Source organism: Pantoea sp. E2023-21 (assembly GCF_051302795.1).
Classification (GTDB): domain Bacteria; phylum Pseudomonadota; class Gammaproteobacteria; order Enterobacterales; family Enterobacteriaceae; genus Pantoea; species Pantoea ludwigii_A.
On the sequence record NZ_CP195344.1, the window covers coordinates 3,801,801 to 3,814,985 of the forward strand.

At 55.9% G+C, this 13,185-nt stretch carries 13 protein-coding genes; 6 read left to right on the plus strand and 7 right to left on the minus strand.

The genetic code is table 11. From position 1 onward, the window contains the following. The first annotated feature begins 115 nt into the window (after positions 1-115). Positions 116-1,033, plus strand: coding sequence for an AraC family transcriptional regulator (locus ACRQ84_RS17750; RefSeq protein ID WP_064737718.1), 918 nt, complete (start codon positions 116-118; stop codon positions 1,031-1,033). Positions 1,034-1,036: 3 nt separating this feature from the next. On the opposite strand, the gene ACRQ84_RS17755 is transcribed toward ACRQ84_RS17750, so the two are convergent. From ACRQ84_RS17755 to ubiU, 3 genes are all read right to left on the minus strand, one after another. Beyond that, on the minus strand, positions 1,037-2,047 hold the full coding sequence (locus tag ACRQ84_RS17755) for a luciferase-like monooxygenase (protein WP_483816720.1): 1,011 nt from the start codon (positions 2,045-2,047) through the stop codon (positions 1,037-1,039). A 117-nt stretch (positions 2,048-2,164) separates the two neighbouring features. Continuing rightward, complete coding sequence (locus tag ACRQ84_RS17760) at positions 2,165-3,049, minus strand: U32 family peptidase (protein WP_064737716.1); 885 nt, start codon at positions 3,047-3,049, stop codon at positions 2,165-2,167. A gap of 9 nt (positions 3,050-3,058) precedes the next feature. Continuing rightward, on the minus strand, positions 3,059-4,054 hold the full coding sequence (gene ubiU, locus ACRQ84_RS17765) for a ubiquinone anaerobic biosynthesis protein UbiU (RefSeq protein ID WP_483816721.1): 996 nt from the start codon (positions 4,052-4,054) through the stop codon (positions 3,059-3,061). Between the two features lie 203 nt (positions 4,055-4,257). Here ubiU and ubiT point away from each other — a divergent pair, with 203 nt between their 5' ends. After that, positions 4,258-4,782 (plus strand): ubiquinone anaerobic biosynthesis accessory factor UbiT, encoded by a 525-nt coding sequence (ubiT, locus tag ACRQ84_RS17770; protein ID WP_064737971.1) that lies wholly within the window; start codon positions 4,258-4,260, stop codon positions 4,780-4,782. Then, positions 4,776-5,282 carry a GNAT family N-acetyltransferase gene (locus ACRQ84_RS17775; protein ID WP_483816722.1) on the plus strand — a complete coding sequence of 169 codons (507 nt, stop codon included), beginning with the start codon at positions 4,776-4,778 and terminating at the stop codon, positions 5,280-5,282. The genes ubiT and ACRQ84_RS17775 overlap by 7 nt, the downstream gene beginning before the upstream one ends. Here the strand turns inward: ACRQ84_RS17775 and ACRQ84_RS17780 are convergent. Continuing rightward, positions 5,266-5,553 (minus strand): GIY-YIG nuclease family protein, encoded by a 288-nt coding sequence (locus ACRQ84_RS17780; protein WP_483816723.1) that lies wholly within the window; start codon positions 5,551-5,553, stop codon positions 5,266-5,268. The two genes, ACRQ84_RS17775 and ACRQ84_RS17780, sit on opposite strands and share 17 nt — an antisense overlap. An 80-nt stretch (positions 5,554-5,633) precedes the next feature. On the opposite strand from ACRQ84_RS17780, the gene ACRQ84_RS17785 reads away from it, so the two are divergent. Further along, complete coding sequence (locus tag ACRQ84_RS17785) at positions 5,634-6,059, plus strand: YhbP family protein (RefSeq protein WP_483816724.1); 426 nt, start codon at positions 5,634-5,636, stop codon at positions 6,057-6,059. A gap of 38 nt (positions 6,060-6,097) precedes the next feature. Here the strand turns inward: ACRQ84_RS17785 and ACRQ84_RS17790 are convergent, their stop codons facing one another. Then, positions 6,098-6,619, minus strand: a complete 522-nt coding sequence (locus tag ACRQ84_RS17790) for a type 1 glutamine amidotransferase domain-containing protein (RefSeq protein ID WP_064737712.1) — start codon at positions 6,617-6,619, stop codon at positions 6,098-6,100. Between the two features lie 236 nt (positions 6,620-6,855). On the opposite strand from ACRQ84_RS17790, the gene ACRQ84_RS17795 reads away from it, so the two are divergent. Next, entirely contained in the window at positions 6,856-7,890 is a 1,035-nt protein-coding gene (locus ACRQ84_RS17795; protein ID WP_483816725.1) for a permease, read from the plus strand. On the opposite strand, the gene nrdG is transcribed toward ACRQ84_RS17795, so the two are convergent. Both nrdG and nrdD read right to left on the minus strand, forming a co-directional pair. Next, on the minus strand, positions 7,846-8,349 hold the full coding sequence (gene nrdG / locus ACRQ84_RS17800) for an anaerobic ribonucleoside-triphosphate reductase-activating protein (protein WP_483816726.1): 504 nt from the start codon (positions 8,347-8,349) through the stop codon (positions 7,846-7,848). The genes ACRQ84_RS17795 and nrdG overlap by 45 nt on opposite strands. Then, the gene (nrdD, locus tag ACRQ84_RS17805) at positions 8,346-10,484 is read right to left on the minus strand and encodes an anaerobic ribonucleoside-triphosphate reductase (protein ID WP_483816727.1); all 2,139 of its coding nucleotides are present in this window, start codon (positions 10,482-10,484) and stop codon (positions 8,346-8,348) included. The genes nrdG and nrdD overlap by 4 nt, the downstream gene beginning before the upstream one ends. Before the next feature lie 268 nt (positions 10,485-10,752). Between nrdD and ACRQ84_RS17810 the strand changes: the two genes are divergently transcribed. Then, positions 10,753-13,137, plus strand: a complete 2,385-nt coding sequence (locus ACRQ84_RS17810) for a beta-N-acetylhexosaminidase (protein WP_483816728.1) — start codon at positions 10,753-10,755, stop codon at positions 13,135-13,137. Positions 13,138-13,185 lie beyond the last annotated feature (48 nt).

The window sequence follows — 13,185 nt, forward strand, 5'->3', positions numbered from 1 at the left end:
AATCCTGCAAGCTTTTTGCACGATCCTGCAAATCTGCTGTTCAAGGACTAGGCACCACGCGAACCACACGCGAGAATATCTCCTCAATAATGTCATCTCGCGGAGCACAGATCGCATGATTCATCAGGAACAATGGCAGCAGTTGGTGGCAATCATCGCCCGCCACGCGCCGCAGGATGGTCGTCACTACTGCCCGATCGATTTTCTCTCTTTCGGCCGCAGTTCTCAGCCCACCAGTTTGACGCACGTGGCGACCTGGGCCAGCTTTGCCCTGGTCGCACAAGGGCAAAAAGCGCTGCGCATGGGCGACGATGTGATGCATTACGGGCCGGGCGATTTGTTGCTGGTGACGCTGGATATGCCGGTGCAATCCTGCGTGGTCATGGCGACGCCAGAGAAGCCCAATCTTGGTGTCGGCATCACCATCAATGAAACGCGTCTAATGCGTTATCTGGAACACTTTCCGCACCATCACGTCGCCACTACGGCGATCAGCGAGCGCGGCATCGCCGTGCATAAAGTCGCGCCACCGTTGGTTGATGCGGTGATGCGTTTAGTCGAGTTGCTGGATCACCCGCAGGACATTGCTGCGCTGGCACCGTTAATTGAGCAGGAGATTTTCTATCGTCTGCTGACCGGGCCAGAGGGGCCGCGCATTCTCAACATGGCGCTGACGGAACGGCCAGGCAACAAAGTGGCGCGCGCCGCACGTTGGCTGCGTGAAAACTTTCATCAGCCGTTGAAAATGGATCATCTGGCGAGCAGCGTGGGAATGAGTATTTCGTCGCTGCATCATCACTTTAAAGCGGTGACGGCGATGACGCCGATGCAGTATCAAAAGCAGCTGCGGCTTAACGAAGCGCGGCGTTTGATGTTGATTGAGAAGTTGGATGCCGGAACGGCAGGCTATCGGGTGGGTTATCAGAGTGCATCGCAGTTTAGTCGCGAATACAGCCGTTTTCACGGTCAGTCACCGGCGCGTGATGCGCGAACGATTGCGGTGGGACCTGAGTGGTTAAACCCACCGCAATGATGTTTACAGCGTACGCGCGGCTTCCATCGCCAGTGCGAAGGAACGCAGACGCGCCTGCGAATCGTAGATCTGGCCGTTGATCATAATTTCATCCGCCTGGGTTTCGCGCATTAGCGCGGCGAGACCGCTGCGGACTTTATCGCTATCGCCCACAATCGACATGCTCAATGCTTGCTGCACGCCATATTGCTCAGATGGCGACCACAGATTATCCATGTTCTCCACGGGGGCCGGTAGCGGACCCGGTTTGCCGCGACGCAGATTGATAAACTGCTGCTGCATGGAGGTGAACAGGACGCGTGCATCACGCTCGCTGTCGGCTGCGACCACATTGACACATACCATCGCATAGGGCTTCGCCAGACGCGCAGAAGGTTTAAATTTCTCACGATAGAGATGCAGTGCCTGGAACAGTAGGTCAGGCGCGAAGTGCGAGGCAAAAGCAAACGGCAAGCCAAGCTGAGCGGCTAATTGCGCGCTATAGAGGCTGGAACCCAGCAGCCATACGGGAATCTTTAATCCTAAACCTGGAACCGGCTGTACTGGCGGATGTTCGCCTTCTTCGGCGTCAAACCAGCGAATCAATTCGGAAACATCTTCCGGGAAGCTATCCGCCTGGGCGCTGGAAAGATGACGACGCAACGCCAGCATGGTGCGTTGGTCCGAACCGGGCGCGCGGCCCAATCCCAAGTCGATGCGGCCCGGATAGAGTGATTCGAGGGTACCAAACTGTTCAGCGATCACCAGCGGCGCATGGTTTGGCAACATGATGCCGCCTGAGCCGAGGCGCAGCGTTTCGGTATTCGCCGCCAAATAGCCGATCAGCACTGACGTCGCGGCACTGGCAATGCCCGTCATATTATGGTGTTCAGCCAGCCAATAACGGTGGAAACCTAGTGCTTCAGATTGACGGGCCAGCGCCAGCGAATTATGGAACGCGTCGCGTGCGGTGGAACCTTGCGGAATAGGGGCCAAATCCAACACGGATAGGCGAACAGTTTTTTTCTCAGACATGGGCACTCCAAATAGGGATGGCGCAGGTGTTTAATCGGACCTGCACCTGTGAGTATTACTCATCGTTACCTATATTAAAACTGCTAATAACCATAGGAATATAGCCGGAATGTGCCTTTATCCGCCGCCTTCCAGTGCCATTCCGGCCAGTCGACGCCAATAACCATTACAATCACTGCCACGGGCCATCATTAACGGGGCCTGACCGGCCTCGTTGGCGCGGAAGCGATCCACTTCGGCGAGCGTGTTTTCGCCTTGTGGCGACAGACGCACAATATCGATCCAGTTGTGCATGCCGGTTAGATCATTGCCAAGGTTGTAGCAATAACCGCTCATGGTCTGAATGCCGTTCAGTACAAACACCTGCTGACCTTCCTGCGAGAGCACGCGGCGGCCGGTAGGGTAATTGATGCAGCAGGTTTGGCAGTCGTCTTTGCCGCGATTCTCGGCGCGCGCGGTAAAGCAGCGTGCCGACAGCGCCAGCGGCAGATGGCCATAGCCGAGCACTTCCACTTCAAATTGCTCACGTACACCCGCTTCGTCGCACTGCTGCAGGAGTTGAATCAGCCAGTCGCGAGACATCTCCACCGGAATGCACCAGCGCGTCATGCCTTCTTTCAGCAACAGTTGCAGGGTCTGCGCGTTATACACATTGAGCGTGGGGCCGGCGACAAACGGCAATTTACGTTCCGCCGCCATGTTCACTGTCCCCATGTCGTTGGCTTCGAGCAAGAACTCGCCATTTTCCACATAGCGGCGCAGTTCTTTGACTTCCGAGGGTGACTGCAGCAAGGCCAGCGTACTGAGTACCACTTGCTTGCCCTGCAACGCCAGCATGCGGGCGATGTCCATCCATTGATTGAATGAAGTGGCACGTCGTTTACTGCAGACCGCTTCACCGAGATAGATGATATCGGCACTGCTTTCAGCGGCACGTTGATAAAAAGTTTCCAGCGTTTCAGTTGGCCAGTACCACAGCACCGGACCGATAGCGTATTTCATGCGATCTCCTTATTGCCAGTCGCGGTGATAGGCACCCAGCGTAGTTTGGCTGCCTTCCGATAACTCACCCAGTGCCTGCATCCACGGTTCCTGCACGGCATAATGCTCAGGTGAAGCCATGCAGCGATCGATTGCCTGGCGCCACACTTTTGCGACTTGTGCGACATACGCCGGGCTGCGCTGACGACCTTCGATTTTCACCGAGGCGATATTGGCGCGCAGCAGCTCAGGCAGTAGCGACAGCGTATTCAAACTGGTGGGTTCTTCCAGCACGTGATACAGCTGGTTGTCAACTTCATAACGGCCTTTACACAACGTGGGATAGCCAGCGCTTTCGTCGGGCGCGTAGCGATCAATCAGCACCTCATTCAGGCGCGATTCCATACCCTTTGGCGTCTGTTGCCAGCGGACAAATTTCGCCGGAGAGCAAGCACCCGCGCTGTTCGGCGACTCGCCGGTCAGCCATGAAGAGAGATAGCAGCGGCCTTCGGCCATAATGCACAGGCTACCGAAGGCGAAGACTTCAAGTGGCACCGGCGTTTCACGCGCCAGCTGTTTGACCTGATGCATCGACAGCACGCGCGGCAGCACCACGCGGCTGAGTTGAAAGTGACGATGATAAAAATGAATGGCTTGCAGATTAGTTGCCGAAGCCTGAACCGAAAGATGACGCTCGACTTGCGGATAGCGTTTTGCCGCGTATTCCAGCGTGGCGATATCAGCCAGAATGAGTGCATCCGCACCGTTCTGGGCAGCAACATCAATCGCGGTTTGCCAGCGATTCATGCCATCAGGATGGGCAAAGGTGTTGATTGCCACATGCAGTTTGCGGCGATGCTGGTGCAGATAGCGCGCGGCCTCGGCCAGTTTCTTATCGGTAAAATTGAGGCCAGCAAAGTGGCGGGCATTGGTATCGTCTTTCAGGCCGACATACACCGCGTCAGCACCATGCTCCACCGCCGATTTCAGCGCAGGCAAGTTCCCCGCCGGACACAGCAGTTCCATACATTTTCCTCCCCGGATTCTTAAGCGGAAGAGTGTAAATAACTGGCCCGGCAGCAATGTTGATTTAAGGCAGTGAAAGGGCCATTGATGATCGGGAGTGAAGGTTTTTCGTCCAGCCTGGCGGCGATTTTCTTGATCTCAGTGGAGGCGAAGCCAGGCAGATGTGGCAAAATAGATGAAATTTTCTGAAGGGAATGTAGATGATGTTTGCGCGCTTACGCGGTCTGATTGTTGAAAAAGGCCCAGAATTCCTTGCTTTACCCGTTTCCATTACCCCTTTCCTGCTAAAAAAAGCTATTCTGCAACAACTCCTAAACTGGCAATTTCGTCATGCTTTGTCTGAAGGTGAGTTAGACTTTCTGGAAGGGCGTTATCTGGGGATCGAGGTTGCCGATGTGAATCTGCGCTGGATCACCACCCTACAAGCAGGGCGCCTGACCGTTTCGCGCGACACCGAGGCTGATGTCTGGTTTCGTGGTGAAGCCAACGATCTGTTGCTGGTGGCAGCACGCAAAGCGGATCCCGATATGTTGTTCTTTCAGCGCCGTCTGGTGATTGAAGGTGACACGGAGCTGGGACTTGAGGTGAAAAACCTAATGGATGCCATTGAACTGGATGCCATGCCCACGCCATTACGCACGGGATTGCAGCAGCTCGCTGCTTTTATTGAGGCAGGAATGAAACAGGACGCGAAGGCCGCTGAGGCGCGCGCGGAGATATCATGTTAATTCGTACTGAAATTGGCGTCGATGCAGCAGGCATCGATAGCCTGTTAAAGCGCAGTTTTGCTACCGCCGCCGAAGCGGAACTGATACAGCAACTGCGCGAAGATGGCTTGCTGACGCTCGGCGTGGTTGCCACGGATGATGAAGGTCAGGTGTTGGGTTATGCCGCTTTCAGTCCGGTAACCCTGCAAGGTGAAGATCGCAACTGGGTTGCGTTGGCGCCGCTCGCCGTGGATGAATCGGTGCGTAAACAGGGGATTGCTAAACAACTGGTGTATGAAGGATTGGATTCACTTAATGAGTTCAGCTACAGCGCCGTGGTGGTGCTGGGCGATCCTGAGTTCTACAATCCACTCGGCTTTGAGCCAGCGGCACGCCATGGTTTGCACTGCCGTTGGTTAGGCAGTGAAGCGGCTTTTCAGGTCTACAAACTGGCAGACGATGCATTTGTCGGTGCCGAAGGGCTAATTGAATTTGCGCTGCCGTTTAATCGTTTTGACTAAACCACGTGACTAAACAGGGCGGCTGCTGAGCAACCAGCCGCAGCTTTTGCACGCGGCTGAGCTGCTTCACCTGGTATTCCAGGCGTGACGCTGCAGCCCGATCGCCCGCATCGCAGTGAAACACCAGCGTAAGTGGACCTTTACCGCGCAGTGAGCGCGCCCCGCGTCCCTGCTGATGCTGTTGCAGACGCCGGTTAACATCGGTAGTTATGCCGGTATAAAGCATGCCTGCGGCGGTTTGTAGCAGATAAAGCTGCCAGCCTTGTTCCATTACACTCATCTCGAAAATTAGCTGGCAGGCAGTGTAGCGCGCTTCAGGCCGCATCGCTATTCGCCGCACGGAGTCCGATTTTGTCCGACCATGCTCATCTGATTCGCTATTTGAAAAAACAGCATGTGCTGTCTTTGTCTGCAACCTACGGTGACGAACTATGGTGCGCCAACTGCTTCTACGTGTTTGATAGCGCAAGTATGGCGTTCTGGATTATGACTGAGCCTGATACGCGTCATGGTGCATTGATGCTGGCAAATCCTCGGGTTGCAGGAACGGTTAACGGCCAGCCGAAAAGCGTGCTGTTGATTAAAGGGGTACAGTATCGAGGCGTTATTCAGTTATTGAGTGATGAGCGGGAAGCGCTGGCGCGTCACGCTTATCAGAAGCGTTTCCCGGTGGCGAAGAAAGTCACTGCGCCGCTCTGGGAGATCACGCTCGACGAAGTGAAGATGACCGACAATGCGCTGGGATTTGGTAAGAAGATCATATGGACAAGGTCGTAGGGTCGCCATTTACGGCGACCCCAATGCGAAAGAAGAGTTTAAGCCGCGTTCAAAATGCGCAGTGATTCGCGATTAAACGCCGGCAAATCTTCAGGCGTGCGGCTGGTGACTAACTTGTCATCATCCACTACCACTTCTTTATCGTAGAAGTCTGCCCCGGCATTACGCAGATCGATGGCAATGGCTTTCACGCAGGTCATCTTGCGGCCGCGTACGCCGTTCGCGCTGATCAGCAGTTGCGGACCATGGCAAATGGCAAATATCGGTTTACCGCTAGCGACAAACTCTTTGGTAAAGTTGACGAAACGATCGTCGCCGCGCAGGGCATCGGGCGAATGTCCACCAGGCAGCAGCAGCGCATCGAATTCGGCCGCGCTGACATCATCAATATCCTTATCGATTTTGACCTCTGCTTTTCCCTGCTTACCTTTAACGATGTTACCGGCCTTAAACTCAATGGTGACCACTTCGTGGCCCGCTTTGGCGTATGCCTCGGCTGGCGAGGTAAACTCTGAGTCTTCAAAATCATCGGTAATCAATACCGCTATTTTCTTGCTCATCTCTTTTCCTCCTTGTTGATGACGAACGTGATGTTCGTTGCACTTTTCACCCAACAAGTCTGGTAGCCATGTCGCAAAAAGCAAGCCAGACGGCTGCAGCCAGCAAGGTAATTTCCGAGCTGGATCAAGTTTGCATCGATTGCGCGTAGCAGATTTTATTGACCTGAATAACAATGCGGTCTTTCCGTCGGCCTTAGGGTGCGGCGATCGTTATTCAGTTGAATACGGAATCGGTAATGACTCAACTCACCTCTTCAGCATCGGCGACGCGCTTCGCCTGGTGGAAACCGCTGCTGTTCCTCGCCGTGGTCGTCATCGGCCTGTGGTATGTCAAATGGCAGCCTTATTACGGTAAAGCGTTTACTGCTGCTGAAACCCACTCCATCGGTAAATCCATTCTGGCCAACGCGGCTGACTCACCGTGGCGCGCAGCGCTCGATTACGCCATGGTCTATTTCCTTGCCGTGTGGAAGGCCGCGGTGCTTGGCGTCATCCTCGGTTCGCTGGTGCAGGTGCTGCTGCCACGCAGTTGGCTGCTGCGATTGATAGGCAGCTCGCGCTTTGGTTCCACGCTGATCGGCACCGGCTTGGGTTTACCGGGCATGATGTGCAGCTGTTGCGCGGCACCGGTGACCGTTGGCTTGCGCCAGTCGCAGGTTTCCAGCGGCGCGGCGATGGCGTTCTGGCTGGCGAATCCGCTGCTGAATCCCGCCACGCTGATCTTTATGGGCTTTGTACTCGGCTGGCACTTCGCGGCGATTCGGCTGGTGGCCGGTTTAATGATGGTGTTGGGCATCGCGTGGCTGGTGCAGCGCAGCGTGCCGGATCAGGCCGTAGCCGCACCCGCGATCCTGGCCCGCGATGAACAACCGTTTCTGACGCGCTGGTTGCGGGTCATGTGGCGACTGTTCTGCAACACTATTCCGCTGTATATCGTCGCAGTGTTGTTGCTCGGCGCCGCGCGCGTTTGGTTATTCCCGCATGCCGATGGCGCGGTGGGCAATACGCTATTTTGGGTGATGTTGATGGCGATTGCCGGCTGCTTGTTTGTGATTCCTACCGCAGCCGAGATCCCGATTGTGCAGACCATGATGCTGGCGGGCATGGGCGTTGCGCCCGCGCTGGCATTGTTAGTCACGCTGCCCGCCGTCAGCGTACCGTCGTTATTGATGCTGCATCGCGCATTTCCCGCCCGGGCCTTGTGGATCGCACTGATCGGCGTGGCTCTAAGCGGTATGCTGCTCGGCGTGCTCGCCTTGTGGCTGGCGTAACCACCAAATCTTCTGATTGCGGCTGCCGCGCCACAGCAGCCGCACATCTTTCTCCGCTTCGATAAAGCGTCCGTCAATCAGCACATCAATTTCATCCACCACTTCGCGCTGCGCCGCGCTGAGTTCCGCCATCTCATACCCGGTCCACAGCCAGATATCCTTATCCGGGCATTCACGACGCACGCGTTTCACCAGGCGACGAATATGCGGCACGTTGTGCGGATGCAGCGGATCGCCGCCGCTCAGCGACAAGCCCTGACGCGCAATGCGCCGATCGCTGAGATCGGCGATCAGCTGCTCTTCCATCTCTAACGTAAAAGGCACGCCGGAATCCAGCCGCCACGTGCTCTGGTTGTAGCAGCCACGACATTGATGTTCGCAGCCCGCGACAAACAGCGTGCAGCGTGTGCCGGGTCCGTTAACAATATCAACCGGATAATAGCCGTGGATGCGCATCATCCCAGTTTTCCTGTCTCCAGATGTTTGACGCGGCGCTGTACCTCTTGCTGTTTACCGGCGTTAAACGGACGCGCGTCCGGGCTGCCGAGATAGCCGCAGACCCGGCGCGTCACCGATACGCGCGCCGGATCGTGATTACCACAGCTTGGGCAAGTAAACCCTTTGCTGGTGCAGCTGAACTCGCCACTAAAGCCGCATTCGTAACACTCATCAATCGGTGTGTTGGTGCCGTAATAGGGCACGCGGTGATAGCTGTAATCCCAGACATCTTCGAGCGCTTTGAGGTTGTGCTGAATGTTGGGGTATTCGCCGTAGCAGATGAAACCGCCATTGGCGATAGCTGGATAGGGCGCTTCAAAGTCGATTTTGTCGTAGGGATTAACCTTCTTCTCCACATCAAGATGGAAGCTGTTGGTGTAATAACCTTTGTCGGTGACGCCCGCCAACACGCCAAATTCGGCAGCATCGAGGCGGCAGAAGCGGTCGCATAGATTTTCGCTCGGCGTACTGTACAAGCTGAAGCCGTAGCCGGTTTCGGCTTTCCAGGCATCCACCGCATTGCGCAGATGCGTAACAATTGCCACGCCTTTATCCCGCAGGTATTCGGCATCGTACGGATGCACTGCATTGCCGCTCAGCGCATTCAGCGTTTCGTGCAGGCCAATATAGCCAAGGGATATGGAGGCGCGACCGTTGCGGAAAATCGATCCCACTTCGTCATCGGCTTTCAGCCGCACGCCGCAGGCACCTTCCATATACAGAATCGGCGCCACGCGCGCTTTGGTTTTTTCCAGCCGGGCGATACGCGTCATCAAAGCACGTTTCGCCAGCGCCAACCGTTCATCCAGCAAGCGCCAAAACTGTGCTTCTTCGCCCTGGGCTTGCAGGGCGATGCGCGGCAGATTAAGACTGATAACACCAATATTGTTGCGGCCTTCGTGAATTTGCTCGCCGTTCTCCTCGTAGACGCCGAGGAAGCTACGGCAACCCATCGGCGTTTTAAATGACCCCGTCACTTCAACCACTTTTTCGTAGTTGAGGATATCCGGATACATGCGCTTGCTGGCGCACTCCAGCGCCAGCTGCTTGATATCATAATTAAAATCACCCGGGCGGCTATTCACGCCTTCGCGAATAGCAAACACCAGTTTCGGGAACACCGCAGTTTTATGATTTTTGCCGAGCCCGGCAATGCGGTTGCGTAGAATGGATTGCTGGATCAGGCGCGCGGCCCAATCGGTGCCGAGGCCAAAGCCAAAGGTGACAAATGGCGTCTGGCCGTTGGCAGTGTGCAGCGTATTGACTTCATACTCCAGCGACTGAAACGCGTCGTAGCACTCTTTCTCGGTGCGTACACGAGCATAGGCTTCGGCATCCGGAATCTGCCACTCCCGCGCCACCGCGCGGTGTTTTTCCAGGCTGAGCGTGACGAACGGTGCGAGTACTTCATCAATGCGGTTGATGGTGGTGCCGCCGTAAATGTGGCTGGCGACCTGCGCGATGATCTGCGCAGTTACCGCGGTGGCGGTGGCGATTGATTTGGGCGGCTCAATCTCGGCGTTGCCCATCTTGAAACCGTTGGTCAGCATGCCGTGCAGATCAATCAGCATGCAGTTAAACATCGGGAAGAACGGGGAATAGTCAAGATCGTGGTAGTGGATGTCGCCACGCTCATGCGCCAGCACCACATCGCGCGGCAGCAGTTGCTGTTGGGCATAATGTTTGGCGACGATGCCCGCCAGCAGATCGCGCTGAGTGGGGATCACTTTACTGTCTTTATTGGCATTTTCATTCAGCAGCGCCGCATTGGTTTGTTCAACCAAACCCCGGATGGCGTGGTGTAATTTACCGCGCTGCTCACGCGCTAAATCGCGGTCGTGGCGATACTCGATGTAGGCGCGCGCCAGCTGCGGCCAGCGCCCGCTCATCAGCGTCTCTTCTACCGCACACTGAATATCGCGAATGTCCACTTCGGCCTGTTCAGCCAGCTGTTGGCTCACTTGCATTGCCACCTGCGCGCACCATAACGCATCATCGACTTGTACCGCACGTGCGGCCGCACTTACTGCCGCCTCGATCCGCTGCGCATCAAACGGTACTCTACAGCCGTCACGCTTAATCACCACCGTTGCCATTTCTTCTCCATGAAACTATATGTAGATAATTTTAAGGAGTGTAATCGCTATATATGGTGTTTACGCTGAAATTAATCGCCTTCGGTTTGACCTACAGCAAGGAAGCCACAACGAAGATTGAAAGCCGCGCAATGGTGAATCCGGCTAAACTACAAAAGTTTTAACCCGCCTTGATTTCAGTTTGTCGCCACTTGCTTTGCAAAGCGAAACAGGTTTAATGAGCCTTTTGCCCGTTTTGGTCCGCTGTTTCATTTACAAGGATGCCCAGATGCCATTGCAAAGAGCCTTGCTTGCCTGTTGTTTATCGCTGACTTTTTCCACCGTCGCCGCGCCCGCGGGAGATTTGCCATTGATGCCGTGGCCACAAAGCGTTGTGCAGCCGAGCAGCGGCGGGGCGTATGTGTTAACGCCACAGTTCACGTTGCATATTACCGGCGATCATCTGGAAGGTGCTGAATCGCGCTGGCGGGCGCGCATTGCACGTCAAACCGGCTGGCCACTGCTGCCGACCAGCACACCCAGTAATAATCCCAACATTCAGGTGCAAATCGCGCAGGCTGTTGATCCGATTCCGCAGCCTGACAGCGACGAAAGTTATCATCTGGTGGTGAACAGTAACGGCGTCTTGCTAAAAGCCAACACGCGCTTTGGCGCGATGCGCGGTATAGAAACCGTGCTGCAGCTGATTGAAAACGCGGAAAATGGCAGCGAAATTCCCTACGTCACCATTGACGACAAACCGCGCTTTCCGTGGCGCGGCGTGCTGATTGATTCGGCACGCCATTTCCTGCCGATTGAAACGATTAAACGACAAATAGACGGCATCGCCGCTGCGCGCATGAACGTGTTTCACTGGCACTTAACCGACGATCAAGGTTGGCGCTTTGCTTCCAGCCACTTTCCGCAGTTGCAGGAGCAGGCCAGCGACGGCTTGTACTATACGCAGCAGCAGATGCGTGATGTGGTGCGCTATGCCACGCAGCGTGGTGTGCGTGTGGTGCCGGAAATCGATCTGCCAGGTCATGCGTCGGCGATAGCGGTTGCCATGCCGGAGCTAATGAGTGCGCCGGGACCGTATCAGATGGAGCGCGGCTGGGGCGTGTTTAAACCGCTGCTGGATCCCAGCAATGAAGCGGTATTCCGCTTTATCGACACTTTGATGGGCGAAGTGACGGCGATCTTCCCCGATCCCTACATTCATATCGGCGGTGATGAGGTCGATCCGACACAGTGGAATGATTCCACGCGCATTCAGCAATTTATGCGCGATCGCGGCCTGAAGGATACGCATGCGCTGCAAGCCTGGTTTAACCAGCGCGTTGAGAAAATCCTTGAAGCGCATCAGCGCCGGATGATCGGCTGGGATGAGGTTTACCATCCGGATCTGCCAAAAAGCATTCTGATTCAATCGTGGCAAGGTCAGGACGCGCTGGGCACCGTGGCGAAAAATGACTTCCGCGGCATTCTTTCCACCGGCTTCTATCTCGACCAGCCGCAAACCGCCGCCTATCACTATCGCAATGAGCCTTGGCCGCAAGGGCTTAACGGCGCGGATCAGGTGCAAGCGGGGGAGCAGACGCAGAGCTGGCAATTCACCATGCCACGACTGAAAGGTAGCGCGCTAAAAGGCAGCTTTACTCTGATTGAAGGGAAAAACGGCTGGCGCGGCTTTATTGATTTCAGTGGCAAAGCACGTCGCATGGTCAGCGATATTCGCTGGCTCTCGCCAACGCAGTTGACGTTCAGCGTCGATACCTGGATGGGGCCGTTCCAGCCAATGGTGACGCTGACACAAGACAAGCTGACGGGTTATATGTTGGTGGGCAACGTGCGTTATCCCGCGGAAGGCAGCAAGTTAACGCAAGTGCCAACCGGCATTGCGCCAACGCTGCCGACGCCGGAACAGCTGCAAAACAACCTGATTGGCGGAGAAGCGGCGTTATGGGCGGAGAACGTCAACAGTCGGGTGATTGACACACGCCTGTGGCCGCGTGCCTTTGTGGTAGCTGAGCGGTTATGGTCGGCGCAGGATGTCACCGACAGCGACAACATGTACCGGCGTCTTAGCGCCGTGGATCGCTGGGGCACGATTTCGGTGGGCTTGCAGCAGCATCAGCAGGCTGACGTGCAGATGATGCGACTGGCGAACAGCAGCGACATCACACCGCTGCGCGTGCTGGCCGAAGTGCTGGAACCCGCGCAGTATTACACGCGGCAGCATCTGAAATTCCAGGCAGGGCATTACGACTATTTCGAGCCGCTGAATAGGTTAGCGGATGTGTTGCCTGCCGAGAGTAACGCGGTGCGCTTGCTGGATAAGCGAATCGATCGCTTGATCGCTAATCGCACCGATCACGTGGCGGCACATGCCATCCGTCAGCAATTGCAGCGCTGGCAGAATAATAGCGACGCGGTGATGCCACTGATTCTGGGCAGTTATCAACTCAAACCGCTGCAGCAGCAGGCGCAGCAGGTGGCGCAGCTAAGTCGTATGGGGCTGGATTTGGTCAACGCGTTGGAGCGTAATCAGGCTTACGGCGCGGGAGAGGTGGCACAGATGCATGCGCAACTGGATGCGGCCGCGCAGGTGCAGGATGAAACGGTATTGGCCTTGGTGCGGCCGCTGGAAAAGTTACTGCGATCGTTTAAATAGGATTGTGCTCGCTGTCCCCCCTCCCGGCCTTCCCCCGCTTGCGGGGGA

Excerpts from the sequence above, each read along its gene's own strand:
- ACRQ84_RS17750 (WP_064737718.1), top strand. The coding sequence starts at position 116 with ATGATTCATCAGGAACAATGGCAGCAGTTGGTGGCAATCATCGCCCGC.
- ACRQ84_RS17755 (WP_483816720.1), bottom strand. The coding sequence starts at position 2,047 with ATGTCTGAGAAAAAAACTGTTCGCCTATCCGTGTTGGATTTGGCCCCT.
- ACRQ84_RS17760 (WP_064737716.1), bottom strand. The coding sequence starts at position 3,049 with ATGAAATACGCTATCGGTCCGGTGCTGTGGTACTGGCCAACTGAAACG.
- ubiU (WP_483816721.1), bottom strand. The coding sequence starts at position 4,054 with ATGGAACTGCTGTGTCCGGCGGGGAACTTGCCTGCGCTGAAATCGGCG.
- ubiT (WP_064737971.1), top strand. The coding sequence starts at position 4,258 with ATGTTTGCGCGCTTACGCGGTCTGATTGTTGAAAAAGGCCCAGAATTC.
- ACRQ84_RS17775 (WP_483816722.1), top strand. The coding sequence starts at position 4,776 with ATGTTAATTCGTACTGAAATTGGCGTCGATGCAGCAGGCATCGATAGC.
- ACRQ84_RS17780 (WP_483816723.1), bottom strand. The coding sequence starts at position 5,553 with ATGGAACAAGGCTGGCAGCTTTATCTGCTACAAACCGCCGCAGGCATG.
- ACRQ84_RS17790 (WP_064737712.1), bottom strand. The coding sequence starts at position 6,619 with ATGAGCAAGAAAATAGCGGTATTGATTACCGATGATTTTGAAGACTCA.
- ACRQ84_RS17795 (WP_483816725.1), top strand. The coding sequence starts at position 6,856 with ATGACTCAACTCACCTCTTCAGCATCGGCGACGCGCTTCGCCTGGTGG.
- nrdG (WP_483816726.1), bottom strand. The coding sequence starts at position 8,349 with ATGATGCGCATCCACGGCTATTATCCGGTTGATATTGTTAACGGACCC.
- nrdD (WP_483816727.1), bottom strand. The coding sequence starts at position 10,484 with ATGGCAACGGTGGTGATTAAGCGTGACGGCTGTAGAGTACCGTTTGAT.
- ACRQ84_RS17810 (WP_483816728.1), top strand. The coding sequence starts at position 10,753 with ATGCCATTGCAAAGAGCCTTGCTTGCCTGTTGTTTATCGCTGACTTTT.